This is a genomic window from Curvibacter delicatus NBRC 14919, assembly GCF_001592265.1.
Taxonomy (GTDB): domain Bacteria; phylum Pseudomonadota; class Gammaproteobacteria; order Burkholderiales; family Burkholderiaceae_C; genus Hylemonella; species Hylemonella delicata.
Genome location: NZ_BCWP01000010.1, coordinates 65,733 through 91,262, shown reverse-complemented (window position 1 = coordinate 91,262; position 25,530 = coordinate 65,733). Strand labels below are relative to the sequence as shown.

The window sequence follows — 25,530 nt, the reverse complement described above, 5'->3', positions numbered from 1 at the left end:
CCAGGGAGAGCGTGCCACGATGGCCGCAACTGCCCGTGTTCGTTTGACGTCACCCGACACGATCGCCCTCACAAAGTACGACCAAGGAACCCATGCCATGAATATTCTGCTGACCGGAGGAACTGGGTACATCGGCAGCCATACGGCCGTGGTGTTGGCACAAGCCGGGCACGACGTCGTGCTATATGACAACCTGAGCAACAGCGACAGGAGGGTGGTCAATCATCTGGCGCACATCACTGGACGGCCCATGACGTTTGTCGAGGGGGATATTCGCGACGCGGAATTGTTGACCCGGACGCTGCGGGCGGCCGGCATTGAGGCTGTCATCCACTTCGCCGGGCTCAAGGCCGTGGGCGAGTCGGTCGACAAGCCGGTCGAGTATTACGCCAACAATGTGCAAGGCACCATCAGTCTGTTGCAGGCCATGCAGGCCGTGTCTATCGGAACCCTGGTGTTCAGCAGCAGTGCAACTGTGTATGGCGAGCCGCAGTACCTGCCTCTGGACGAGAAGCACCCGACCAGTGCGACCAATCCCTATGGGCGCAGCAAGTTGCATATCGAAGAAATGCTGCTGGATGTGGCCAAGTCCGACCAGCGTTGGCGCATCGCCTGTTTGCGGTATTTCAATCCGGTGGGTGCGCATGACAGCGCCCTGATCGGCGAAAGCCCTCGTGGAATTCCGAATAACCTGATGCCCTACATTGCGCAGGTGGCAGCGGGGCAGCGGCAGGCACTTCAAGTGTTTGGGGATGACTACCCGACGCCCGATGGCACCGGTGTCCGGGATTACATCCATGTGATGGATCTGGCGCGAGGCCATCTGGCAGCCCTGGGTTTCCTGGCCCACCATGCGGGCTGGCATGCCGTCAATCTGGGCACGGGGCATGGCAGCAGTGTTCTTGAGATGGTTCGTGCTTTTGAGCATGTCAGCGGCCAGTCCGTGCCTTACAAGATCACGCCACGTCGGCCTGGTGACGTGGCGGCCTGTTATGCGAAGGCCGACAAGGCTGCTCGGGAATTGGGCTGGTCGGCCCAGCTGGGTCTGGAAGACATGTGCCGCAGCACATGGAAATTCCAGCGTCAGAGCGAATCCGGGTCCTCTCGCTGACCTGCGACACCGGTCCTTAAACGAAACTTCAAGCCGTCAATTCGATACAATTGATAAAGGGTTTGTGCCGAGTGGAAAGCATTGCTGCCCACTTGGCTGAAAGTGCGTTCGTTGGGACAATAAAAAGGTCAGCAGATCTGCAACGGTCTGTCATGGACCGGAGCGCACGGATTGTTTTGAATAAATAAATCAATGCACCCAATCCGATGGATTGCCGGGGTCGTGCCATCGTATGCGCTGAAAACGTGCGGACTGCTGCTGAGTGTCCTGCTGATGGCGGGATCTGTCTGGGCGGCGCCGGCGGTCGCTTTTTTCTACGGTAGCAATCCTCCCTGGGAAAGCTTGCAGGCGTTTGACTTGGTCGTGGTCGATCCGGGACATGTCCCGGATGCCCAGGTGGTCAAGCTGCCACAGACCGAGTTGGTCGCCTACGTGTCCGTCGGCGAAGTGCACCCGTCTCGTTCCTATGCCGGGCGCATCCCCGCAGCCTGGTTGCGCGGTGAGAACAGGGACTGGGGCAGCCGCTTGATTGACCAGGCCGCACCTGGATGGCCGCAATTTTTTTCTGAATCCGTGGTCGCACCCTTGTGGGAAAAGGGGTATCGCAGCTTTTTCCTCGATACCCTGGATTCCTATCACTTGTTTGCCAAGACCGCTGAGGAGAAATCCCGTCAGGAGGCTGGGCTGGTCGCCCTTGTGAAGGAGGTCAAGCGCCGTTACCCGCAGGCCAAGCTGATCTTCAACCGTGGTTTCGAGATTCTCGAACAGACACGTGGTGACGTGGCGATGATCGCGGCGGAGTCCCTGTTCCAGGGTTACGACGCCGGGCGCGCTGTTTACCGGAAAGTACCTCAGGACGATCAGGCATGGCTGCAGGTGCAGCTCAAGCGTGCCCGTGACGAATACGGTCTGCCCGGCATCGTCATTGACTATGTACCGCCGGCACAAAGAGAGTTGGCAAGACAGACCGCACGACGCATTGAGTCCCTCGGTTTTATTCCCTGGGTCGCCACGCCGGATCTGACCAGCCTGGGTGTGGGCCTGGTCGAAGTGATGCCCAGGCGCATCCTGGTCGTCCACAGCCCGTTGGCCAGCGAGTATGCGTTGCGCGCGACGGATGCTGTGCGTTATGCCACCATGCCGCTCAATCACCTGGGTTATATGGTGGAGTATGTTGACGCCCGGTCGCTGCCAGAGGGCGGGCTGGCTGGACGCTACGCAGGCGTGGTGCTCTGGCTGGAGACCCCGGGCACAGCCCCCGAACGGACAAAACTTGCCGCGTGGTTGGCACTGCGTGTGGATGAAGGCGTGCCGGTGGCGCTGGTCAACGAGATCGGCCCCTTGCTGGAGCCGCCATTGAAGGACAAGCTGGGGGTTGACGCGCCCACTGTCTCGGACCAGGCCGGACCCGTCAGCATTGCCGTGCAAGCGCCGACGGTCGGGTTGGAGCGTCAGCCACGGCCCCATCCCAGCGAGTTCCAGCCGCTGACGATCAGTCAAGGCCGGACTTGGCTGACCTTGACCAAGGGCGCGGCAAAACAGGTGGCCGCTGCCATCACCCCCTGGGGCGGGTATGTGATGGCTCCCTACGCGACGGTGACGCTGTCCAGTGGGGAGCAGAACCGTTGGGTGATTGATCCCTTCGCTTTTTTCCGTGAGTCTTTGCGTCTGCCGCTCATGCCGGTGCCTGATGTGACGACGGAAAGCGGCCGGCGAATGCTGATGGTGCACATGGATGGCGACGGCTTTGTCAGTCGCTCGGAGCTGCCGGGCAATCCTTTTGCTGGCGAAGTCGTCCGTGACCGGGTTGTCAGGAAGTACCGCTTGCCGATGACGCTGTCGGTGATCGAAGCCGAGCTGTCGCCGCAAGGTCTGTACCCACAGCTGTCAGGCCGGCTGGAGGCCGTGGCCAGGGAGATCTTCAGCGAGCCGCAGGTGGAGATCGCTTCGCACAGTTATTCACATCCCTTCAATTGGCGCATGGCCAACCGCAAGGACACCGCAGAGGGCTATCACCTGAACATACCGGGCTACAAGTACGACTTGCAGCGAGAGATCGAAGGATCGGTTCACTATGTCCAGAGCCGCCTGGCACCTGCGGGCAAAAAAGTTGCAATGTTTCTCTGGACGGGAGACTGCATACCGGGGCGTGATGCACTGGCCTGGACACAAAAAGTGGGTGTGTTGAACATGAATGGCGGCGATACGCTGGCCACGCATTCCAACCCTACGCTGACCTCGGTTGAAGGGCTTGGCATCGAGCGCAACGGGCTGTTCCAGGTTTTTGCGCCCAACCAGAACGAGAACGTCTACACCAACAACTGGACCGGGCCGTTTTACGGATTTGAGCGCGTCCTGGAGACGTTTGAGTTCACCGAAAAGCCGAGGCGGCTGAAACCGGTCGATGTTTATTTCCATACCTATCTGGTGACCAAGCCGGCGGGGCTCAAGTCACTGGACAAGGTGTTTGACTGGGTTCGGGCGCAGGAATTGACGCCGGTTTTTGCCTCGGACTATGCGCGCAAGGTGGAGGCCTTTCGCAACATGGCCGTTGCAACAACGTCGAATGGATGGCGCATCCGCGGTGACGGCAATTTGCGCACCGTGCGGCTGCCGGCTGAACTGGGTTTTCCCAACCTGAGGGCCAGCCAGTCCGTGGCCGGGTTCAACCAGCACGAGGGAGAAACCTTTGTCCATCTGTCAGGTCCTTCGGCTGAGTTGCGGGTCGCGCCGCAGCCGATGGGGGGCGTGAGATTGATTTCGGCCAATGCGGCCGTGGAGTCGGCAGAGCGCACCGAGGATGGCTTTCGCTGGAACCTGGCCGGACACGTCCCCTTGCGCGTGACCTTGGCCAATGCGCAGCGCTGTCGCGTCCGTGCCGGTGGGCGCGATCTGGTCCCGGTGCGCGGCCGAGATGGCCAATTCCATTACCAACTGAATACCCATGCTGCCAGACCGTTCGAAGCGATATGCCGGAATTGACGAGGAGCCGCCGCGGCTCAAGCTCGTCAATCACTGGCAACTGCTGTTGGCGGCCCTCTTGATGGTCGGGCTGCTGCGTGCTATCTTTCCGCAGAAGGCATTGGTCGAAGAGTTGTACGAACGCGAGACGTTGGACGAGCTGACGCTGTCTTATATCGAGAACCTGCACCGGACCCAGCCCGGCAATGCCGACCTGACGATCCTGCTGGCGCGGGCGCAGCAGGATCAGCTTGACCTGGCCGCACTGGAGCGCTTGCTCAATCCGATACTTCGGTCGGGCCGCGACGACGCGCGTCAGCGCTCCGAGGCGCGCTTGCTGCTGCTTCGCCGCTATGAGCGCATCCTGTCCACTGCCTTGCCCGGTGCGGACCGTGCAACATGGGAGCGTCGTCTGACAGAATTCTTGCGCGAATCCAGCGAAGACGAGGTCCTGCCGCAACTGGCCGGCGAATTCGCATCCGAGGCCTTTAACCTGGGTTTGACGCAGCTGGGGTTCAGGTTCCTGCGGCGCGTTTCGCAGCAGGACCCCAGCACGGCACTGGCAGATTACGCGCATGCGGAGCTGGCGCAAGGGCACTACGCGCTGGCAGCCGAATACTTCATGCTGGCCAGGCACCAGACCGAAGACCGGGATCTGGCGCGTGCTTATTTCCGGCAAGGAGTCTCCGCGCTCATGGCAGCGAGCCGCTTTGAGCAGGCCATGCAACTGGTGGACCGAAACCTCGGGGATTTGGCCGATGACAGGGATACCTTGAATTTCCTGACGCGCACAGCGCTGGCCGCCGGTGAGCCTGCGCGAGCGGCCCAGTACGCACGGCAACTGGTCTTTGCCGAAAAGCCTGCAACAGGAGCGGCGCAGTGAATCGCTGGCTGACGTTGGCATTGTTGATGGCAGCAGCCGAGGCGGGCGTGGCCAACGATTCGGCGTGGCCGCCTGGCAATTCGGCTGCCGAGGCCGCGCCGGGAAAAGCGACGTCGGCACTAAGGGCGGCAGCAGGGCCGGACCTGGCGTCAGCGAAGTTGAGGTCCTTCAATCAGGATGACTACGACTTGGCGTTCACGGCATTCATGGGCAGTGGCGATCTCAAGCGGGCCTATCTTCTGGCCAGCAAGGCCGTGCAGAGTGTGCCCACGGATGTGACGTGGCGCCAGCGACTCGCCAGTGTGGCCGAATGGGTGGGCAATCCCTTGGTGGCCTGGGAAAACTGGGCGTATCTGTTCCAGCAAGGTGTTCGGTCAGACGAGGTGATCAATGGCGTCATCCGGTTGGCCCCCTATGTGGGACAACCGGATGTCGCGATCGAGGCGTGGGAATACCGTGCCGCGCGCACGCCGCTCAGCAGTGCCCAATGGGCCGACATCCGTTTTCTGTACGAAGCGGTCGGGAAACCCCAGCAGGGTCGCCGTTTCTTCGAGGTGCAGTATCAGAAGCGGCACGAGGGTCGGCTGCTTGAGCACGCAGCCGCGCTGGCGGAAAACGCGGGCGAAGATGAGCAGGCGTTGCGGTTGTACCTGGAGCGTGCGCGGCTCAAACCGTTCTCTACCGAAGCGACGCTGCGCGCCGCGGTGTTGTTGTTGCGGCGTGACCGGGAGCGAGAGGCCTATGCACTGTTGCTGGCGCACAGCAACGACGTGCCGGAAGCTGCAGGGAATGACGAGGATGCCGAGGAATTCTGGCGTCTGCTCGGCAACACGGCGTGGGAGTTGATGGAGAGCGATGCGGCCGAAATGGCCTATCGGCGTTACGTGCCTAGCCCGTCCGCCACGGCCGGAGACTGGGGGCGTCTGATCTACCTGGTTCGCCAGCGGCATCCTGATGTGGCGGCGGATCTGTCTTTCGAGGCCTATCGACGGTACGGAAATATTGAAAACCTGTTGCAGGCATTGAGCATCTTTGCTGAAGCCGGAGATGCCAAAGGTGAGGCGCAGCTTTACCAGCAACTCAAGGTGCAGGAGCTGGAAGGTCTTGAGCGAGAGGTCCGTTTTCTGGTCCTGCGTGCACAGCACTTCCAGCGGGTGGCCGAGCCCGAGAAGTCCTGGGACGACTACCGACGTGCTCTGGCCATCAACCCGTTCGACCCGCAAGTTGCAACACCAGCCCTGTGGTTCCTGATTGATGCCGGCCGCAGGAAGGAACTGGAAGCGTTGCTGGGCGTTCTGCGGGCAAGCGCCCACAAGGACACCGCTTACTGGCTGCCTTTTGCGGCAGCGAATCTGGTGCTCGACCAGCCGCAGAAAGCGCTGGTCTGGTACCGCAAGGAAGTGCGACGCAATCCGGACGATATTCTGCTGCTGCTCAATTACGCCGAGGTCTTGCAGCGGGTTCAGCAAGCCGGCATGGCGGCGCGTGTGCGCCAGCATGCCTGGTTGCGTCTGCGGGAGAGACAGGCGACCCTCGCTGCGCCTGACAAGCAGCCGGAGCTCCTGGCCTTGACACAACTGGCGCTGCTGAATCGGCCGGGTGATTCATCGCTGGCCCTGGTGCGCCAGGTGGCGGGCCGTTTGCGTGGGGTGCCGGCAGCGCAGGAGGACGCCGCCCAGACCCGTGACCTCATTCTGGGCTGGGCGGTTGCAACGGAGCAGCAGGCCAACGCCCGCCAATGGCTGTGGTTGAACTACGCCCGGCAAGCGGGGCAGCCCGGACGTACGCCGCCGCTGATGCTGCAAAGCCAGATGGCTCTGCAGGCCGGTGATGGCCAGGCCATGAAAAGCCTGCTGGCGGACCATGCAGACCGCCTGCCACTCAGCAACCGCTATGACATGGCTGCAGCGTTGGGCAATCACGCCCAGGCCGAGAGCGCTGCGTTTGCCGCGATGCAGGGGAATGACGATGATGCTGACATGCATGAGCGTTACCGTCAGCAGGTTCCTCTGCGGGCGAATTACCTGCAGTTCAGGTACGCCCAGAACCAGTATGGTGACCTGGATGTGCGCAGCCGTCAGATGGAGGCGCGTCTCGCCCTGGGTGTCGGCCGGCAGTTGCTGCTGGGGTGGGCGGAAAACTCGCAAGCCAGTGCCGAGCCGGTACTGGCGTCCTACGTGCCGGCATCGGAACGACTGACGAGCCTGGGCATGCGCTGGCAGCGTGAACGGGGGGAGACCCAGATCCATGTCTTTCAACGGGATGAGCGCGACAGGAACACTGGTCTGCGTTTCGCGCAGACCTGGTTCTGGGGTCGCCGGCTGGCGCTGGATGGCACGCTGGGCTGGCGCGCTGATTCGAGCGACAGCCTGCCGTTGCGCGTTGCCGGCTCGGAGGACCATGTGCAACTGGGTTTCAATTACGCCTTGGGTCGGCGAGAGTATGTGCGCATGACGGCACGCGTGGCGCGTTATCAGACGCAGTCGGGCGACAGCTTAGGGACGGGGCGTGTCCATGAATTCGAAGTCGGGCACAGGATCAGGACGGAATATCCGGACTTCCGCGTGCGCCTCTTTGGCATGCAGCAGAGCTATGCCTACGATGACAACATGGATGACCGGACGCGGGAGCTGTCCCCGGCGGTGCGTGCCGCCGTGGTGGCGGGCACCGTCGATTCGATGAAGTATTTCCTTCCGCAGGGCAGCACGACGTGGGGCGCATGTCTCGGGCTTGGTGAAAACCGCGCAGGGCAAAGCGTCCAGGAGGTCTATTCCCGCGCGTTCAAGCCGTTCTTTGAGACCTGCTCAACCAGCAACAGCCTCAACGGGGGCGGTTATGTGGGCGTACTCGGCATCGCCGGGACGGTCACCGGCGAGGACCATTTGTCCTTGCGGATCGAACAGAGCAGTGGTGGAGCAGGAACAGGTGCCTTGACGCGGGTGCTTGCTCTTCGGTACCGACATTATTTTTGATAGAAGGATGGATATGAACCTCAACAGACGTTCTCTGCTCGTACTCGCGGCGCTTGCCATGGCGGGTTGTTCCACGCTCAGTTCGGTGTCGTCCGGGACTGCGCTGGTCCGCGACCAGAAATGGGTTCTGCTGCCGATGGTGAATCACACCGACACGCCGCAGGCGGGGCTTGCGGCCGAGTCCATCGCAGAACATGTGCTGCGTTTGCGCGGTGTTGACAACCTGGTGCGTTATCCCGCGACCTTGTCGCGCGACAGCCTGTTCGAGCCGGCGGAGCGCCGTGTCGTGGAAGAGGCGCAGAAATGGGCGCGTGAGCAGGGCGCACGCTATGGGTTGACCGGCGTGGTGGAGGAGTGGCGCTACAAGGTCGGCATCGACGGCGAGCCGGCCGTGGGGCTGACCTTGCAGGTGATCGATCTGGCGGACGGCCGGGTGGTCTGGAGCGCCTCCGGTGCCAGGAGCGGCTGGAGCCGGGCACCCTTGTCAGGCGTGGCGAATCAGTTGTTGAATGAGATGATGGCCGAGCTCCCGTTGCGTCCAGCAGCGGTTGCGCCGTAACGGGTGAACATGACGGCTCATTTCTTGAAATCGGCTTGGCAGCGTTTGCGGTCGGGGCTGCTGCGCGTGTCAGGCGAACGCGAGCCGCGCGGCCAATGGCTGGAGGCCATTGCGATTCCGCTGGTGTTCATGGGCTTGGCGTGGTCGCTGAAGCCGCAAGACCCGTTCTTGCTGGGGTCGGTCTTTCCCTGGTTATGGTTCGCGCCCGTGCTGGTTGCCTTGCGCTACGGTGCCGCGTCAGGCCTGGTCAGCGGGTGCGTTCTTCTGGGGGCGTGGCTGATGGCGAATGTTGCCGGTGTGGCGGCTGTTGTGCGATCTGATTTCCCCAAGGATTATTTCTTTGGTGGCGGCTTGCTCGTTTTGCTGTGCGGGAAATTCAGTGACGTCTGGCGGGATCGTTACCAGCGCATGGACGAAGCCAATCTGTATGTGACCGAACGGTTGTCACGTCTGACCAAGCGCCATCTGTTGCTCAATCTGTCGCATGATCGGCTGGAGCAGGAGATGCTCGCGCGCCCCGGATCGTTGCGTGACGCGCTGACGAGTTTGCGAGACGTGGTCCTGAAAAGCGGACGCAGCGAGGGCACATTGCCAGGGGTGGAGGCATTGCTCAATCTGCTCGAGCAATACACCAAGATCGAATCCGCGGCCATCTATTGTGCGCAAGAGCGGGATGGCCAGGTGCGCCTGGGTGCCGTGGCGGGCTCGCTGGGCGAACCGCAGGCGCTGGAGCCGGACGATGAGCTGCTCCGGCTGGCCATTGAAGAGCGCAAACTGGTCCACATCGCCCAGGAAGAGGTTTCGTACGAGCGGCCCTCGAGGCAACTGGCCGTGGTGCCGCTGATTGCCAGCGATGACAGCCTGGTCGGAGTTCTGGCGGTTTCCAAGATGCCGTTCTTCTCGCTCAATGCCGAGAACCTGCAGATGATGTCGGTGATGTTGGCCTACTACGCCGACCACCTGCTCAATGCCCCGGACATTGCGTTGTGCCGCAAGGCCTTGCCGGGCATTCCCGAGGCCTATGCCGAAGAGCTGGCACGCATGCTGCGCATGCAGAAGACGGCGAACATCAACAGCCAGATCGTGGTCATGACCTTTGCGGGGCCCGCGAAAGAGAGCATTCCGACGCAACTTCTGCACATCAAGCGAGGTCTGGATCTTTATTGGCAAACGCAGGTGGGCGAGAACCCCGTCATTGCCGTTCTGATGCCATTTGCCCCGCCCTCGAGTCAGGAGGGCTTCCTGCATCGCATCAACGACTGGCTCAAGGTTCGATTTGGCGGCGATTTCGATTCCCTGAAGATTGATCTGAGAGGCATCGACTTTGAGCGGGAGGACCCGCTGAAGGTCCTGGCGGAGATCATGCGACCATGAAGCCCATCTACTGGGGCATTGTGGCCGCGACCATTGCGCTGGATGCGGCCATTCTGGTCAGTCCCCTGCCGATGTCGACCACGACCGAGGCTTTTGCTGGTATGTGGGCACTGCATGCGCTGTGCTGTGCTGTACTGGCCAGCAGCACATTGCGCCTGCTGCCCGCGCGATACCAGCAACGCCCGGTCTGGGCCTGGTTGATGATGTTCGATTTTGCTTTCATTGCACCGGTGCTCGGCCCGATCGGCATTCTGCTGGTGGCGCGTGCCACTTCACATCGCCGGCCTGATCAGTTGATGTATGCGAAACCCCAGGCGCTCAGCCTGCCCGAATACGATGTGCGAACGCAAGACCCGCAGCGGGCGGGGCAGGGGGCCATCCGTTCGCGCCTGGGCTCGGGTGTTCCGGCCAGTATCCGCATGCAGTCCCTCCTGACCTTGCAAGCGGTACCCAGTCGTGTGGCCAACCCGATCCGGGAGGAGCTGCTGGGGGATGCTGCCGATGATGTGCGGCTGGTGGCGTTCGGCATGTTGGATGCGGAGGAGAAGCGGCTGTCGAAGCACATCCATCGCGAACAGACCAATCTTCAGATGGAGCTCTCGGCGCGGGCCCGGTTCGATTGCCTGGTTCATCTGGCCGAGCTGCATTGGGAGTTGATTTATGCAGGGTTGGTCCAGGGCGAATTGCGCAAGCATGTCCTGGGAGAAGCCCGGGGCTACATCGATGCTGCGTTGGCACTTGGTGCCAGTCACGAGAGCGGCCATGTGTTCCTGAAAGGGAAAATCCTGCTGGCCCAGGGCGAAGACGAGCAGGCCGAACAGGCCTTTGACGAGGCGCTGAAGCTCGGTCACTCGGAAGTTTCCGTGATCCCCTTTCTGGCTGGACTCGCATTCCGCCGCCATGAATTCAGGCGGGTGCGGGCTTCCATGCAGCACTTGTTCCAACATCACGCGGCGTCGCGTGTCATGCCCGTTGTCGCTTTCTGGAATGCAGGCGGCGGCACCCATCCGATGGCTTCCCAACGTGCTTTCAACCACCTCTGAACCTTCGTTCCCACGTGCCGACAACGTGGATGTGCTGCTGCTGCTGGAAGGCACGTTTCCCTTCGTGACGGGGGGGGTGTCGAGTTGGGTGAATCAAATCATCCGCGGCAACCCGGGCATCCGTTTCGGCGCGATCTTCATCGGCGCCCGGCGCGAGGATTACGGCCCTTTGCGGTATGCCCTGCCGGACAATCTGGTGCACCTTGACGTTGTCTATCTCTGGGAGGCGAAGCCACCCGCGCGCTCCCGTCCAGCCCCAGTTCGTGCCGATGCGCACGCCATGTCGAAGGTCAGCGAGCTGCACGAGATGCTGCATCACGACATCCAGCAACCGGATTGCCTGCGGTTGTTCGGTTCGCTGCTGGACGAAGCCCATCCGCACGGCACGCTGAACCAGGAGACCTTTCTGCACAGCGAGGCGGCCTGGGAGCAGATCAAGGCGGGCTACCGCCGGTACAGCACGGACCCCTCTTTCGTGGACTACTTCTGGACCATCCGGACCATCCATGCCCCGATGTGGCCCTTGCGTGAAGTGGCGCAACGTTGCCCGACAGCGCGCATCTATCACTCGGTGTCGACGGGTTACGCAGGTACCTTGGCCCTTTTGCTCAAGCACCGCAATCCCCGTCCTTTCATCCTGAGCGAGCACGGCATCTACGTCAAGGAACGCAAGATCGATCTTTACCAGGCCAGCTGGCTGAAAGACAACCGCTCGGTATTCGAGCGGGATCCCTCTCAGGTCAGTTACTACCGGCAGCTCTGGATTCGTTTCTTCGAGCATCTGGGGTATCTGACCTACCAGGCCGCGGACCATATCGTCGCCCTGTATGAGGCCAACCGACAACGTCAGCTGGCAGACGGCGCACCGCCGGAGCGCACGCGCAACATCCCGAACGGGATAGATGTGGCCTACTTCGCACCGATCCGCCAGCTGCGTCCGGTGCCGCCGCCGCCCGTGTTGTGTCTGATCGGTCGGGTGGTTCCGATCAAGGACATCAAGACCTTCATTCGTGCCATGCGCACGGTCGTCACGCATCTGCCTCAGGCACAGGCCTGGATTGCCGGGCCTGAAGACGAAGACCCCGACTATGCGCAGGAGTGCCGTGACCTGGTGCGGCGCCTCGGGCTGGAAGACCATGTGAAGTTTCTCGGCTTCCAGAAACTGCCCGCGCTGTTGCCGAAGATCGGTCTGGTGGTGCTCAGCTCGATCAGCGAGGCTCTGCCCCTGGTGGTGCTCGAAGGTTACGCCGCCGGCGTGCCTGCAGTCACCACCGATGTCGGTTCGTGCCGACAGCTGGTCAACGGATTGCCAGGAGAAGACGAGGCGATCGGTCCTTCCGGCCGGGTGGTCCGCATTGCCGATCCGGAAGCACTGGCCCAGGCTGCACTGGAATTGCTCACCGATCCGCAAGCCTGGCAGCAGGCGAGTGCGGCCGCGATCAAGCGTGTCGAGACGTATTACCAGCAACAGCAGATGTTCGACCGCTACCGCGAACTCTATGCGCAAGGACTGGCATGGCAGGCATAGGCTTCGAGCTTCGCAAGCTGCTCAACAAGCGCTCTTACGCGGGCGTGCTGCAGGCCTACGCCTATGCCGGCCTGATCAGCTCCGGCCCCATGGTGCTCTCGATCGTCGGCATGGTGCTGATCGGTGTGCTGAGTTTCGGTGTGGTGATACCGCACATCCTGATCTCGCAGTTCCAGATCACGGTGACCTACATCTACTTCAGCTCCCTGATCCTGACGGGGCCGGTGCAGCTGAGTTTCACCCGCTTCATTTCCGACCGCTTGTACGTCAAGGACGAGGCGGCGGTTCTGCCCAATTTCAACGGCCTGCTGTTTCTGGTCATCAACGTGAGCATTCTGCTGGCCTTGCCGGTGGCCTTGTTCGGGCTGGGCGGGCAGACCGCCATGTACCGGCTGCTGTTCGTGATGGGTCTGGCCATCATGTCGGGCATCTGGGTATCTGCTGTCTTCCTCTCGGGCATGAAGCAGTACAAGGCCATTCTGCTGATTTTCGTGCTCGGTTACAGCGCGACCCCTGTGCTGGCGCTGGTCTTCATGCATTTCTTCAGCATGGAGGGGCTGCTGCTCGGGTTCGTGGCGGGGCACTTCCTCCTGCTGGCCGGCATGATCTGGCTGATCTACCGAAATTACGCGTCAGACCGTTTCATGGCCTTTGACATCTGGAAACCCGGTGCCATGTACCGGAGCCTGATGCTGACGGGCCTGTTTTTCAACCTGGGCTTGTGGGTCGACAAGCTGATGTTCTGGTATTACCCGGGGACGGGGCAGTCGGTGGTGGGGCCGCTTCACGCATCGGTCATCTACGATTTCCCGATTTTCCTGGCTTATCTGACGGTGATCCCGGGCATGGCGGTGTTTCTGGTCCGCATCGAGACCGACTTCGTGGAGTACTGCACCAGGTTTTATGAAGCGGCTGGTGGCGGGGCCACGCTGGACTACATCATGCGCATGCGCAACCAGATGGTTTATTACGTCCGGCAAGGGTTGCTCGACATTGCCAAGATCCAGGCCATCACCGCGTTGGTGGCGTTCGTGCTGGGGGAACGCTTGCTGCAATGGCTCGGCATTTCGACCCTGTACCTGCCCTTGCTGTTCGTTGACGTGGTCGGCGCCGGCCTGCAGGTGGTCATGCTCGGTGTCCTCAACGTGCTGTTTTACCTGGACCAACGCCGGATCGTGGTCTGGCTCACCGGTCTCCTGCTGGTTTGCAATGCCGGCTTCAGCGCACTGTCGATCTACCTGGGAGCGGCGTGGTTCGGTTACGGTTTCGCCGTGGCCATGCTGGTCACGGTGCTGGTCGGCATCTGGGTGCTGAACCGGCGTCTGGAAGCGCTGGAGTTCGAAACCTACATGCTGCAGTAAGACGCATTGGCGCGCGCGCTCATCGCGGCTGGCCGGCACTGAATTCGGCGCAATAGTCTTTCGCACTCGCAGGGCGGGCTGGCCAGAGGCGGTCGAAACGGTCAGTGGGCGTCGAAGCCTCGGTATCACGCGTGTCGTCACCCAGGACGACAGCTTTGACTTGCAGGGATGAGGGCAGGTGTTTCGGCACCCCCAGCTGGCGATCCACATGGCCGTGGCCGGCCAGCAGCAGCACCGTCTGGCCCGGCTGCACTGCTGCGCGCAGGGTGTTGGCCATGGTCAGGTCGCGTGCGATCTGCACCCGTGTCATGGGCGTGATCTGGCCTTCCGGCAGCATCCCGCAGTGGCCCAGTCGGATGGCCTGCTGTTGCGCCTTGAGCGCCGGGCCGGGCAACAGGGTGTCGAGTTGCGGGTCGGCCATGCGCGCGCGTAGCTGCGTGCGTGGCAGGTTGGCGCCGAGCACCGGCACACCGGCGCGCACGGCTGACATCACTGCCGGGCCATACGCGCGCCAGGGCCAGGCGTTGTCGTTCCACTGCAGCGCGGCACGCACCTGCGTTTCGCTGGCATTGGCCGGCAGGCCGCGTGTGTCATGTCCCTGTTCGGCCATTTCCAGCGTCAGCGCGGCCAGCTGCCCCCGTGCCGCCAAGGCCTGCACCACGTCACGTTGCACCCGTTGGTGGTCCGGTGCATCGTGCTGCTCACCCAGCAAGATCACATCGGCCGGCAGCAGAGTCGCCAGGCGCTGGTCGGTGTCCGCGTCGAGGCGGCTGGCACAGCCGACCGCCAGCGCAGCGCAGGTCAGCAGGGTGATGCGGTGAAGCGTAAGACGGCGGCACATCGGGCGATACTACGGGCAATTGCCAAGGTTTTCATGCGCTCGAATCTTTTCCTGAGGACCGTCCTCACCCTGCTGCTTGCGTTGCTGGCAGCCCTCCTGTGTGTCTGGCTGAACACCCCCTTGCCCTGGATGATCGGCCCCTTGCTGTCCACCGCCGTGGCGTCCATCCTGCGCGTGCCGACGGCCAGCTGGACACCGCTGCGCAATGCGGGGCAAGCCACCATCGGGGTGGCGCTCGGCCTGTACTTCACGCCGCAGGTCACGGCACTGGTGCTCAGCCTGTGGTGGGCCATCGGGCTGGGCATCGTCTGGGCGCTGGGGCTGGGCGCGTTGTTCAGTGCCTGGCTGCAGCGCCTGCATGCGCACCGCCTGCCCGGGCTGAACCGGGCCACCACCTGGTTTGCCGGTGCCATCGGTGCGGCGTCCGAAATGACGCTGCTGGCCGAGCGTGCCCATGGCCGTGCCGACCTGGTGGCGGCGGCGCACAGCATGCGGCTGCTGATCGTGACGGTGCTGATTCCCTTCGGCATGCAGTTCAGCGGCTTGCACGGGCTGGACCTGCTGGCCGCCGGCACGGTGCGCGAGGTGCATTGGGATGGCCTGCTGCAACTCGGTCTGGCCGCAGCGGCCGGTGCCTGGGTGATGCAGCGGCTGGACCGCGCCAACCCCTGGTTCATGGGGGCGCTGCTGGTGGCCATGGTGCTGACCATGGCGGGGATTGAGCTGTCGGCGCTGCCCAAAGTGTTGTCGAATGCGGCGCAGCTGGTGATCGGCGTCAGCCTGGGGGTGCGTTTCACGCCGGCGTTTGTACACACCGCGCCGCGCTGGCTGGCCTCGGTGGCCTTCGGGACACTGGTGATGGTGGTGCTGTGCGCGGTTTTTGCCTGGGGGCTGGCGCAGGCCACGGGGCTGCATCCGGCCACCCTGGTGCTGGCCACATCACCCGGCGGCATTGCCGAGATGTCGATCACGGCCAAGGTGTTGCAATTGGGGGCGCCGGTGGTGACGGCGTTCCAGGTCTGCCGTCTGGTGGCGGTGCTCTTGCTGCTGGAGCCCCTGTACCGCTGGCGTTACCAGCGCGTGTGAGGGCAGGCCCCAAGCGTCGCGCGGTGCCGACGCTTGGGTGGACGTTCAGTGGACGGTCAGCGGCGTCTGTGCCAGTTCGGCGTACTGCGCCAGCGTGTCTTCCACTTCTTCTTCCGTCGGGGCGTTGACCTGCCAGGCGGCAATGCGTTGCTGGAACAACTCGGCCCAGGAACCGTCAAGGTAGAGCTCCTTGCCGGAGCGCTTGTCCACGATTTCAAAACCGTGGCGCAGCAAAACCGGCCGCTCGGCGGCGGTATCGGTATCGCCCAGCGAGGTCAGTACTTCATCGGGCTCGATGGCCGCGAGGTGCGTGACCGAGAAAGTGTCCGAGTCATAAAGCGTGTGCATGGTGTACGGTTCTCCCAACGTCCTGAATTCCAGATGGATGCCGCTTCCGGTAATTTCAAGGGCATGCACAGCGTACCACCATTGTGGGCGGTCCGGCCTGCTCAAGGTGTGGCGCTGCTGCGCCATTGCTGGTCGATGAAGTCGCCGTTGTCCTGGGTCAACTTGATGCGCACCGGCAGGTAGCCCAGTGCCGGCGCCAGCCAGAGTTCGACCGTCAGTTCGTGGGGTTGACGGGGGGCGCGTGTGAGCTTGAGCGTGTCCTGCTCGCCGCCCGGCAGCCTGAGCCGTTCTTCCCCGTTGACGACAAAGCGCCAGCTGTCGGATTCGCGCGGGCCCACGGCCTGCATTTCGAGGGCCGTGCCACGCGGGTAGCGCTGCGGCTCGGCGGCAATCAGGCTGGCGAGCTGCACGAAGATGCTGAGCTGGTCCTGCGCACCGGGCTGCAGCGCGGCCTCGGGCGTGTTGGCACTGAAGATGACCTTGCCCTTGTCGTACTCGAAATGCGCCGCGACCTCGCTGCGCACCTTGTCGCCGAAGCGTTTCGGTTTCAGGCCTTGTGGCGTCAGCTGCCCGCGACTGGTCTGCCGGCGCGAGCCCAGGAACAGGGCGCTGATCTCCAGTTGCGCGTTGTAGCTTTCGCCGTCATGGGCCCACAGCAGTTCGGCGTTGGCGGTGTAGGGCAGCGTGCGGACTTCGCCGTAAAGCTGGTACTGGATGCGCAGCGAGCCGGGGACGGTCACGACGGGCGCGGGCGCTTCGGCGGCTGGCGCGGCGGGTGGGGCTGTCGGCGTTTCGGTGGCGTTTGCAGGCGGCTCTTCTGCTACTGAATTGATAGCTGTTGGCGTTGATGTGACGGCGTCGGAGGTCGGATTGGAGTCTTGGTCGGGGGCGGGAGCCGGGGCCGGGGCCGGGGCCGGGGGGGCCGTCCGGGGTTGGGTGCGGGTGGCCACCGGCTTGGGGCGCGGTGGGGTGGCCTGCGATGGGGGCACGGCGGCTACGGGCGTTGCAACCACGGTGCGTGTGATCAGTGGGCGGTTGAGGGGCTGCGCGGCTGGCAGGCCATCAAAGTTCATGCCGCCCAGCAGCAGCAGGTGAGCGGCCAGCATGGCGGCGCTGAGCAGCGCCAGGGGCCGCCAGGGGGTGGCAGACGAGACGTCGCGGGAGGGCCGGGTCGGGTGGCTCAAGTCCGGTGCCCCAGTTCGGCCGACAGCTGTCGTGCCGCCGTCAGCAGCGGGGTGGCCACGGAGCCGTCCCAGGCCGTGTCGAAACTGGCGACCGAGCCCATGGCCACCATGCCAAGCACCAGATGGCCGTCGAAGTCGAAGACCGGGGCGCAAAAGCCGGCCACACCGGGCAGCAGCGAGTCCACCGCACGCGCCAGGCCGTGCTCGCGCACCTGGCGCAGCATGAGATTCAGATCGGTCTGGTTGCACGGCAGGTCGGTGCGGCCGAGCTGGCGGGCGCGTGCCAGCTCCTCGCGCAGCAAGGGGGCAATCGCCTCGCGCGACACGTAGGACGCAAAACAGCGGCCGGTGGCAGACGACAGCAGCGGCATGACGTCACCCAGGCGCAGGTTGACGGTGACGGACTGCGGTGACTCTTCCCAGTGCACGATGGTCGGGCCGAAGTTGCCCCAGACGGCGAGCGCCAGCGTGTGGCCGATGCGCTCCATCAACGCCGGCATGCGTTCGCGCGCCAGCTTGATGGCATCCAGCCGCGTGATGGCGGCCAGGCCGAGCTTGAGTGCCGCCGGCCCGAGGTCGTAACGCGTGCTGCCGTCCTGGCTGACCAGTCCCAGGCGCTGGAAGCTCACCAGGTAGCGGTGCGCCTTGGCCGCGCTCATGCCGGCGGCGGCGGCCAGATCGCGCAGCATCAGCGGGCCGGGGGCGCGCGCCAGCGCGTCGAGCAGGGCGAACCCGACCTCGACCGACTGGATGCCTGCGCGTGTCTTCTCCATGGTGTAATCAGCGGAACGAACGTCGTTTCGATGGGTTCAACGAGTTTAGCAATACGGAATCAGAGATTTTTGCCCCATGAAGCTTGCCACCTACAAAGACGGCTCACGTGATGGACAACTGGTGGTCGTTTCGCGCGACCTGAGCACCGCGCATTATGCGACCGGCATCGCCAACCATCTGCAGCAGGTGCTGGACGACTGGAACTTCCTGTCGCCGCAGCTGCAGGACTTGTACGATGCGCTCAATCAGGGCAAGGCGCGCCATGCCTTTCCTTTTGATCCGCACATGTGCATGGCGCCGCTGTCGCGTGCCTACCAGTGGGCCGACGGCTCGGCCTACATCAACCATGTGGAGCTGGTGCGCCTGGCGCGCAACTCGGAAGTGCCGGCCAACTACTACACCGAGCCGCTGATGTACCAAGGCGGCAGCGACGACTTCCTCGGCCCGCGCGACGATGTGGTGTGCGTCAGTGAAGCGCACGGCATCGACTTCGAGGCCGAGATCGCGGTGGTCACCGGCGACGTGCCGATGGGCAGCACGCCTGAGCAGGCGCTCGACGGCATTCGCCTGGTGATGCTGGCCAACGACGTCAGCTTGCGCCACCTGATTCCCGACGAGCTGGCCAAGGGCTTCGGCTTCTTCCAGAGCAAGCCAGCCACGGCCTTCAGCCCGGTGGCTGTCACGCTGGATGAATTGGGGGAGGCCTGGGACAAGGGCCGCCTGGGCCTGACCCTCCAGAGCGCCTGGAACGGCCGCACCGTTGGCATGTGCGATGCCGGCGAGGAGATGACCTTCCACTTCGGCCAGCTCATTGCTCACATCTGTAAGACACGCAATGTGCGTGCCGGCAGCATCGTCGGTTCCGGCACGGTCAGCAACCGCGCCACCGAGGTCAAGGGCAAGAAGGAATGGACCCGTGGCTACAGTTGCATCGCCGAGAAGCGCGCCATCGAGACCATCCAGGACGGCAAGCCCAGTACCGACTACATGAAGTTCGGCGACACCATCCGCATCGAGATGAAGGGGCGCGACGGCCAGTCCGTCTTCGGCGCCATCGAGCAGAAGATCGCGCCGCTGGCGAAGTAAGGCATCAGCCCAATGAAAAGGGGCGGCCCTGGGCCGCCCCTTTTTCGTAGTGCCGACAACAATCAGGCCTGGCCCTGCATCTTGTCGTGTTTGAGGAAGTACTTCTTGGCCATGGCCACCAGTTGGGCATCGCTCGGGTGGTCGCTGCTGATCACGTCAACAATGGCCTTGTCGATGGCCTTGTCGTGACGCGCGCAGTGCGCCTTGAACTCGTCCTTGGCCTGGGCCGGGCCGGTCACCAGAATCTCGTGCACACCCTTGAGTGCTTCGGCGATCGAGTGGTAGTAGGTTTCGTCGCTGCTGTTGTGGCCGCCTTGCGCCGAATGGTGGCCGCTGGCGCTGTCGCCGCGGCCGTGCATGCCCTGGTGCGAGCCGACATGGCCGCCGGTGGCCTTGTGCTGGCTGCGCGACTTGATGCGCTCGGACTCGACATGCTCACGGTCGAACATGACGACGTGGGCTTCGGAACGGTCGAGCCAGACGATGGCGTGGAATGTGGACATGGGTATCTCCTGATCAATCAATAAGTAATGGGTCAATGGGATGCTTCAGGCGTTCGCCGTCTTGCCGAGTTGTTCGAACTTGCCCTGGCAGGCGATGCAGCGCAGGGTCTCCGGGGCGGCATGCAGGCGGGGGGCCGGAATGTCGGCATCACAGTCGATGCAGATGCCGTAGACGCCGTCTTCAATGCGCTTGAGCGCGGCATCGATGGCGTCCAGCTCGGCGCTTTCGCGTGCGTCGAGGGCCAGTTCCAGGTCACGCGCGGTGGCGGCCTGGGCGCGAGAGTCTTCCGTCTGGGCACTGAAATGCTCGGCCGAGGCTTCAGCGCGCCCCACATTGCCGCCCCGCAGGGTGGCGATCTGGGCCAGCAGGCTGGCGCGCTGTTCCTGCAGCTGTTTCTGGAAAGGGGCTGTCAGTTGTTTGTCCATGGAAATCTCCGTATCGAATGTTTCCATCATGCGCGCCTCCGGCATCACCGTCTTTGACGCAAGTCAAGACTGATGCGGGGGTGCCAAATGCCGGCAGAATCAGGCTCGGGCATTTTGCAACGAAACAGAACACAGGAGACCGCCTCATGGATTACAGCCGCTACCAGACCCTTCACATCACACGCCGCGGTGACAACGGCGCCGTGCTCGACATCCAGATGAAGGCACTCAATGGCAAGCTGCCGACCGCCGACCACCACGGCCACCGCGAACTGACCGAGATCTGGCGTGACGTCAGCGCCGACGACACGGTGCGCTGCGCCGTGCTGCGCGGCGAGGGGCAGGGTTTTTCCGGCGGCGGCGACCTGGGCCTGGTGCAGGACATGGCGCAGGACTTCGCCGTGCGCAGCCGCGTCTGGAAGGAGGCGCGTGATCTGGTCTACAACGTCATCAACTGCGACAAGCCGATCGTCAGCGCCATGCACGGCCCGGCGGTCGGCGCCGGCCTGGTGGCGGGCCTGCTGGCCGACATCTCGATTGCCAGCAAGGGCGCCAAGATCGTTGACGGCCATACCCGCCTGGGCGTGGCTGCCGGCGACCATGCGGCCATCATCTGGCCGCTGCTGTGCGGCATGGCCAAGGCCAAGTACTACCTGATGCTGTGCGAGCCGGTCAGCGGCGAAGAGGCCGAGCGTATCGGTCTGGTGTCGCTGGCGGTGGACGAGGCGGAGCTGCTGCCCAAGGCCTATGAGGTGGCCGACCGGCTGGCCAACGGCAGCCAGAGCGCGATCCGCTGGACCAAGTACGCGCTCAACAACTGGCTGCGGCAAGCCGGCCCATCCTTCGACACCTCGCTCGCGCTGGAATTCATGGGCTTTGGCGGCCCCGATGTGCGCGAGGGTCTGGCCTCGCTGCGTGACAAGCGTGCACCGCGGTTCTGAAACACCCCCAGGCTGCGCAAAGGTCGTGTCGCTTTGCCCGACAGGCCCGCGCCAGAGGCTGTGGCTCTTCGGTCTGTCCAAGCCTGCGCAGGCAGGCTTGGAGCCGCAGCCCTCAGCCCCTGGCAGGAGACAACGCCAGTGGACCGGCGGAGCCGGTTCCACGGCGTTCCTGGGTTGGGCCGCTTTATGTGCAGTGTGCCTGTCGAGCGCGTTGAATTCGTAGGGCTGTCATAATCCCGGCCATGCAGACCCTGCGCCGCGCCCACTTCCTTGCCCGCTTCGTGCTGGTGTGGTTCGCGCTCGCGCTGGGTGCGGCGATCGCTTCGCCGATCGTCAAGCCGCAGGCCATGGAGCTGGTCTGTTCCGCTGGGGGTGCCGTCAAGCTGGTGTTCGGCGATGACGATGCCCCGGCTCCGTCCGGCCACACACTGGACTGCCCGCTGTGCATGATCAGCAGTGCACCGCCGCCGGCATTGCAACTGCAGGTTCAACCGCACCAGGCTCTGGCGCATGCCCTGCGCCCCATCCCTGCGGCCCACATCGCCGGCCGCACGGCTGCGCCCTTGCCGGCCCGGGGTCCTCCCTCGCTCTCCTGAGCTATCAAAACCATAGTGCCTGGCGCCCATCTGACGAGGGCTGACGGCTGATTTGTTTGATCAAGGTGGGAGGCCTGTCTCCTGCCGCGTGCATGGCAATGCACACGCGAGGGATTTCCGCATGAAACTCATCCAGCGTCTTCTGCTGGCCTGCGCTCTGCTCATGGGCGCAACCCTTCCGGCTCTGGCGGGCGAGACAGATCCGCTGTTCATCAACCTCACCACCGACGAGCCGGCCCGTGCCGGCATGGGGTTGACCTTTGGCCTGCACCAGCATGAAAACGGCCATCCCCTGACCGTTTTCCTGAGCGACAAGGGCGTGCTGTTGGGCGCCAGGACGCATGCCCGCCAGTACGCGGCGCAACAAGAGATGCTGGTGGCGCTGATGAAAAAAGGCGCCGTCGTGCTGGTCTGCCGGTCCTGCCTCCAGTACCAGGGCATGGCCGAAGCCGATCTGTTGCCGGGCCTGCAGCTCAGCAACAGCCAGCTGTCGGGCGGTGCGCTGTTCCGCGGCAACACGCGCGCCCTGAGCTGGTAGACACCCAAGATTCCCATCCACTGTTCGTTTTTCAACCCAGGAGATCATCATGAAACGTATCACTCTCACACTTGCAGCACTCGTCATGGCCGCGACGGCCCAGGCCCAGGTCAGCGTCAAGGACGCCTGGGTGCGCGCCACCGTGGCGCAGCAACAGGCCACCGGCGCCTTCATGCAAATTGTCTCGGCCAAGGATGCCAAGCTGGTCGAAGCCAAGTCGCCGGTGGCCGGCGTGGTGGAAATCCACGAGATGGCCATGGTCGACCAGGTCATGAAGATGCGTGCCGTGCCCAGTCTGGACCTGCCGGCCGGCAAGGCGGTGGAGCTCAAACCCGGCGGCTACCACGTCATGCTGCTGGACCTCAAGGGCCAGGTGAAGGACGGCGACGTGGTGCCGCTGACCCTGGTGGTCGAAGGCCGCGACGGCAAACGCCAGACGCTGGAGCTCAAGGTGCCGGCCCGGCCACTGAATGCAGCGGCACAGAAAGATGTGAGCCAGGGCGGTGGCCATGGCCACGGCGCCATGAAGCACTGAGCTTCTGACGGTCTGATCTCCGGCTCCTTTTCTGACTGACTACATGCACCGCTGGCGCGCTCACCGGCTGATCCTGTGGCTGACCGTGGCCGTGTCACTGCTGGGTGCGCTCGCACCCACGGTGTCGCGTGCCCTGGCTGCTGCGGGCAGCCGGGCGCTGGCCATCGAAGTCTGTACCAGCGAAGGACCGCGCTGGCAGCTGGCCGCGACAGTCGAGGTCACCGCCACCCCGGCGGTGACCGCCCCGAATTCCCAGAGCACGGTTGTCCCTGAAGGGCGGGACACCGCGCTGACGCTTGACCACTGCCCCTTTTGCCTGCTCGTCGCTGATCGGCTGGGGCCGCCGCCCGCGGCTTCTATGCACTTCTTCAATGCGGAATCTGGTTTGGCCCCACCGGACGCGCAGGCACTTTTCTTACCCACCCGGATTCTCTCGCCGGCCTTGCCGCGCGGCCCGCCGTCCCACGCCTGAACTGCCATCTGCTGCGCCTGCGCGGCAACCCCATGACGTCCAGTTGCGAAGACCGTGGCCGGACCTGCAATTCAGGGAGACTCTTTTGCACAAGAACCATCTTGCCGTGGCATTGGCCATGGCGTTTCCACTGGCGTGGCCGGCCATGGCGCAAACCCGGGCGCAAGACGGCACGGCGGCCTCCGACATGCCCGTCAAGTCGCTGGGCGTTGTCACCATCAACAGCGGCCAGCCCACCTCGTTGCCGACGCAGATCCCCACCACCATCGAAGGGGTGACGCGCGAGCAGATCGAGGAGACCGTCAACGCGACCGACAGCGAAGATGCGATCAAGTATTTCCCCAGCCTGCTGGTGCGCAAGCGCTACATCGGCGACTACAACCACGCCGTGCTGTCCAGCCGCGCCTCGGGTACCGGCAACAGCGCGCGTTCGGCGGTTTATGCCGATGGCATCCTGCTCTCCAACTACCTCGGCAACGGCGCGACCTACGCGCCGCGCTGGGGGCTGGTGACGCCGGAGGAAATCGACCGCGTCGACGTGATGTACGGCCCGTTTTCGGCCGCCTACCCGGGCAACTCGGTCGGCGCCGTGGTGGATTACGTGACGCGCATGCCGACCCGGTTTGAAGGCCACGCCAAGGTCAGCGCCTTCACGCAGAACTTCAGCCTGTACAACACCAGCGAGACCTACAGCGGCAACCAGGCCAGTGCCTCGCTGGGCAGCCGGCACGGCGACTGGTCGTGGTGGGTGAACCTCAACCACACGGACAGCGCCGGCCAGCCGCTGGTGTTCGCCACCAAGCTGGTGACGGCCACCGGCGGCGCGGGCACCACCCCGGTCACGGGGGCCGTGCTGACGCCCAACAACTACGGTGTCAACAACTACATCCTGGGCACCAACACCCAGTACCACACGGTGCAGGACCACGCCAAGATCAAGCTGGCCTACGACCTGTCGCCGACGCTGCGCGCCAGCTACACGCTGGGTTACTGGGCCAACACCTCGGACGGCAATCCGCAAAGCTATCTGCGTGATGCCGCCGGCAACCCGGTCTACTACGGCAACGTCAAGATCAACGGTCAGAACTACAACATCAACGGCGCCTTCAATGCCTCGCGCGAGAGCCTGGCGCATGTGATGCACGGCCTGTCCGTCAAGAGCCATACCCAAGGCGAGTGGGACTGGGAGCTGGCCGCCAGCCTGTACGACTATGGCCGTGACCAGCAGCGGGCGACCACCCTGTCCACCACCAGCAGCCTGAGCGGCGGCGCCGGCACCATCACCGACCAGAACGGCACTGGCTGGAACACCCTGGCGGCCAAGGGCACCTGGCGTCCGCAAGGCATGGCGGGCGCGCACATCGTGGACTTCGGTTTCCAGCAGGAGAGCTACCAGCTGCGCATCCTCAAGTCCAACATCGCGGGCAACTGGCTGACCGACGGCGCCGGCACGCTCAACAGCGATGTCGGCGGCAAGACGCAGTTGCAGAGTGTGTACGGCCAGGACACCTGGCGTTTTGCCCCGCGCTGGAAAACCGTGCTCGGCGCCCGAGTGGAAAACTGGCGCGCCAGCGGTGGCTACACCCGCCTCAGCGGCTCGACCCCGGTGGACTACGACAGCCGCAACGAAACCTTTGTCTCACCCAAGGCGGCGCTGGCTTACCAGTGGTCAAGCCACACCGTGCTCAAGGGTTCGGTGGGGCGGGCGGTGCGCATGCCGACGGTGCAGGAGCTGTATGGCGCCACCTCCAACGCCAACCTGTCTTTCGTCAACGACCCCAACCTGCGGCCCGAGCAATCGGTGACGACGGAACTGTCCCTGGAGCGCGACCTGGGCCATGGCTTGCTGCGCTTCACGGTGTTCAACGAGGACGTGACGGACTCGCTGTATTCCCAGCTCATTCCCGGCTCCACCACCACCTCGCGGGTGCAGAACGTGGACGCCATCAACACCAAGGGTGTGGAAGTTGCCTACCAGGGCAACGACGTGCTCGTGAAGGGGCTGGACTTCTCCGGCAGCATCACCTACGCCGACTCGCGCATCATCAGCAACCCGGCCTTGCCCGCCAGCATCGGCAAATACCAGCCGCGTGTGCCGGTGTGGCGCGCCACGGCGCTGGCCAGCTACCGCTTCGACGAGCAACTGAGTGCCTCGCTGGGTGTCCGCTACAGCGGCGACCAGTATTCACAGCTGGACAACTCGGACGTCAACGGCTTTGCCTACATGGGTGCCAGCCGTTACCTGATCGTCGACCTGCGCACACGTTACCGCATCAGCCGCAAGGCGGTGGCCGCCTTCGGCATCGACAACCTGACGAACGAGGAGTACTGGAACTTCCACCCCTACCCGAAACGGACCTACGTGGCCGAACTCAAGTACGACTTCTGACTGACATTCAAGAAAGGAC

General features: G+C 63.7%; 23 protein-coding genes. 17 read left to right on the top strand and 6 right to left on the bottom strand.

Annotation, left to right across the window (positions count from 1 at the left end):
- The first annotated feature begins 97 nt into the window (after positions 1-97).
- The 9 genes from galE to pelG all read left to right on the top strand — a co-directional run bounded on the left by galE (position 98) and on the right by pelG (position 13,792).
- Complete coding sequence (gene galE, locus CDE01S_RS06940; RefSeq protein ID WP_066705312.1) at positions 98-1,111, top strand: UDP-glucose 4-epimerase GalE; 1,014 nt, start codon at positions 98-100, stop codon at positions 1,109-1,111.
- Positions 1,112-1,384: 273 nt separating this feature from the next.
- The gene (locus CDE01S_RS06935) at positions 1,385-4,093 is read left to right on the top strand and encodes a bifunctional glycoside hydrolase/polysaccharide deacetylase family protein (RefSeq protein WP_169802246.1); all 2,709 of its coding nucleotides are present in this window, start codon (positions 1,385-1,387) and stop codon (positions 4,091-4,093) included.
- Positions 4,056-4,955 carry a tetratricopeptide repeat protein gene (locus CDE01S_RS06930; RefSeq protein WP_066705309.1) on the top strand — a complete coding sequence of 300 codons (900 nt, stop codon included), beginning with the start codon at positions 4,056-4,058 and terminating at the stop codon, positions 4,953-4,955. The genes CDE01S_RS06935 and CDE01S_RS06930 overlap by 38 nt, the downstream gene beginning before the upstream one ends.
- Positions 4,952-7,927 carry a tetratricopeptide repeat protein gene (locus CDE01S_RS06925; RefSeq protein WP_084382786.1) on the top strand — a complete coding sequence of 992 codons (2,976 nt, stop codon included), beginning with the start codon at positions 4,952-4,954 and terminating at the stop codon, positions 7,925-7,927. Before CDE01S_RS06930 ends, CDE01S_RS06925 begins: the two co-directional genes overlap by 4 nt.
- 13 nt (positions 7,928-7,940) lie before the next feature.
- Positions 7,941-8,486 carry a penicillin-binding protein activator LpoB gene (locus tag CDE01S_RS06920; protein WP_245636126.1) on the top strand — a complete coding sequence of 182 codons (546 nt, stop codon included), beginning with the start codon at positions 7,941-7,943 and terminating at the stop codon, positions 8,484-8,486.
- A 9-nt stretch (positions 8,487-8,495) separates the two neighbouring features.
- Positions 8,496-9,860 carry a PelD GGDEF domain-containing protein gene (locus tag CDE01S_RS06915; RefSeq protein WP_084382785.1) on the top strand — a complete coding sequence of 455 codons (1,365 nt, stop codon included), beginning with the start codon at positions 8,496-8,498 and terminating at the stop codon, positions 9,858-9,860.
- Positions 9,857-10,903 carry a tetratricopeptide repeat protein gene (locus CDE01S_RS06910; protein ID WP_066705298.1) on the top strand — a complete coding sequence of 349 codons (1,047 nt, stop codon included), beginning with the start codon at positions 9,857-9,859 and terminating at the stop codon, positions 10,901-10,903. The genes CDE01S_RS06915 and CDE01S_RS06910 overlap by 4 nt, the downstream gene beginning before the upstream one ends.
- Positions 10,884-12,431: a GT4 family glycosyltransferase PelF gene (gene pelF / locus CDE01S_RS06905; protein WP_066705296.1), complete on the top strand. Its 1,548-nt coding sequence runs from the start codon at positions 10,884-10,886 to the stop codon at positions 12,429-12,431. The genes CDE01S_RS06910 and pelF overlap by 20 nt, the downstream gene beginning before the upstream one ends.
- Entirely contained in the window at positions 12,419-13,792 is a 1,374-nt protein-coding gene (gene pelG / locus CDE01S_RS06900) for an exopolysaccharide Pel transporter PelG (RefSeq protein ID WP_066705294.1), read from the top strand. The genes pelF and pelG overlap by 13 nt, the downstream gene beginning before the upstream one ends.
- A 19-nt stretch (positions 13,793-13,811) precedes the next feature.
- On the opposite strand, the gene CDE01S_RS06895 is transcribed toward pelG, so the two are convergent.
- Positions 13,812-14,633 carry a ChaN family lipoprotein gene (locus CDE01S_RS06895; RefSeq protein ID WP_084382783.1) on the bottom strand — a complete coding sequence of 274 codons (822 nt, stop codon included), beginning with the start codon at positions 14,631-14,633 and terminating at the stop codon, positions 13,812-13,814.
- Between the two features lie 33 nt (positions 14,634-14,666).
- Between CDE01S_RS06895 and CDE01S_RS06890 the strand changes: the two genes are divergently transcribed.
- On the top strand, positions 14,667-15,719 hold the full coding sequence (locus tag CDE01S_RS06890; protein WP_066705292.1) for an AbrB family transcriptional regulator: 1,053 nt from the start codon (positions 14,667-14,669) through the stop codon (positions 15,717-15,719).
- Positions 15,720-15,764: 45 nt separating this feature from the next.
- Here the strand turns inward: CDE01S_RS06890 and CDE01S_RS06885 are convergent, their stop codons facing one another.
- The 3 genes from CDE01S_RS06885 to CDE01S_RS06875 form a co-directional block, all read right to left on the bottom strand.
- Positions 15,765-16,067 carry a BTH_I0359 family protein gene (locus CDE01S_RS06885; RefSeq protein WP_066705290.1) on the bottom strand — a complete coding sequence of 101 codons (303 nt, stop codon included), beginning with the start codon at positions 16,065-16,067 and terminating at the stop codon, positions 15,765-15,767.
- 101 nt (positions 16,068-16,168) lie between these two features.
- Positions 16,169-17,251: a DUF3108 domain-containing protein gene (locus tag CDE01S_RS19155; protein WP_281179350.1), complete on the bottom strand. Its 1,083-nt coding sequence runs from the start codon at positions 17,249-17,251 to the stop codon at positions 16,169-16,171.
- Complete coding sequence (locus tag CDE01S_RS06875) at positions 17,248-18,024, bottom strand: IclR family transcriptional regulator (protein ID WP_066705286.1); 777 nt, start codon at positions 18,022-18,024, stop codon at positions 17,248-17,250. Before CDE01S_RS06875 ends, CDE01S_RS19155 begins: the two co-directional genes overlap by 4 nt.
- A gap of 76 nt (positions 18,025-18,100) precedes the next feature.
- On the opposite strand from CDE01S_RS06875, the gene CDE01S_RS06870 reads away from it, so the two are divergent.
- Positions 18,101-19,111 (top strand): fumarylacetoacetate hydrolase family protein, encoded by a 1,011-nt coding sequence (locus CDE01S_RS06870; protein ID WP_066705285.1) that lies wholly within the window; start codon positions 18,101-18,103, stop codon positions 19,109-19,111.
- A gap of 62 nt (positions 19,112-19,173) precedes the next feature.
- On the opposite strand, the gene CDE01S_RS06865 is transcribed toward CDE01S_RS06870, so the two are convergent.
- Together CDE01S_RS06865 and CDE01S_RS06860 are read right to left on the bottom strand one after the other, a co-directional pair.
- Positions 19,174-19,614 carry a hypothetical protein gene (locus tag CDE01S_RS06865; protein ID WP_066705283.1) on the bottom strand — a complete coding sequence of 147 codons (441 nt, stop codon included), beginning with the start codon at positions 19,612-19,614 and terminating at the stop codon, positions 19,174-19,176.
- Positions 19,615-19,659: 45 nt separating this feature from the next.
- Positions 19,660-20,040: a TraR/DksA family transcriptional regulator gene (locus CDE01S_RS06860; RefSeq protein WP_066705330.1), complete on the bottom strand. Its 381-nt coding sequence runs from the start codon at positions 20,038-20,040 to the stop codon at positions 19,660-19,662.
- A gap of 146 nt (positions 20,041-20,186) precedes the next feature.
- Between CDE01S_RS06860 and CDE01S_RS06855 the strand changes: the two genes are divergently transcribed.
- From CDE01S_RS06855 to CDE01S_RS06830, 6 genes are all read left to right on the top strand, one after another.
- A complete protein-coding gene (locus tag CDE01S_RS06855; RefSeq protein ID WP_066705281.1) occupies positions 20,187-20,981 on the top strand; it encodes an enoyl-CoA hydratase/isomerase family protein in 795 nt (264 codons plus the stop codon).
- A gap of 242 nt (positions 20,982-21,223) precedes the next feature.
- The gene (locus tag CDE01S_RS06850; RefSeq protein ID WP_066705279.1) at positions 21,224-21,577 is read left to right on the top strand and encodes a hypothetical protein; all 354 of its coding nucleotides are present in this window, start codon (positions 21,224-21,226) and stop codon (positions 21,575-21,577) included.
- A gap of 121 nt (positions 21,578-21,698) precedes the next feature.
- A complete protein-coding gene (locus tag CDE01S_RS06845; protein WP_066705278.1) occupies positions 21,699-22,115 on the top strand; it encodes a DsrE family protein in 417 nt (138 codons plus the stop codon).
- 49 nt (positions 22,116-22,164) lie between these two features.
- Entirely contained in the window at positions 22,165-22,650 is a 486-nt protein-coding gene (locus CDE01S_RS06840; RefSeq protein WP_066705275.1) for a copper chaperone PCu(A)C, read from the top strand.
- 43 nt (positions 22,651-22,693) lie between these two features.
- Positions 22,694-23,122 carry a DUF2946 family protein gene (locus CDE01S_RS06835; protein ID WP_066705274.1) on the top strand — a complete coding sequence of 143 codons (429 nt, stop codon included), beginning with the start codon at positions 22,694-22,696 and terminating at the stop codon, positions 23,120-23,122.
- A gap of 118 nt (positions 23,123-23,240) precedes the next feature.
- Positions 23,241-25,511 (top strand): TonB-dependent receptor, encoded by a 2,271-nt coding sequence (locus CDE01S_RS06830; RefSeq protein ID WP_157077062.1) that lies wholly within the window; start codon positions 23,241-23,243, stop codon positions 25,509-25,511.
- Positions 25,512-25,530 lie beyond the last annotated feature (19 nt).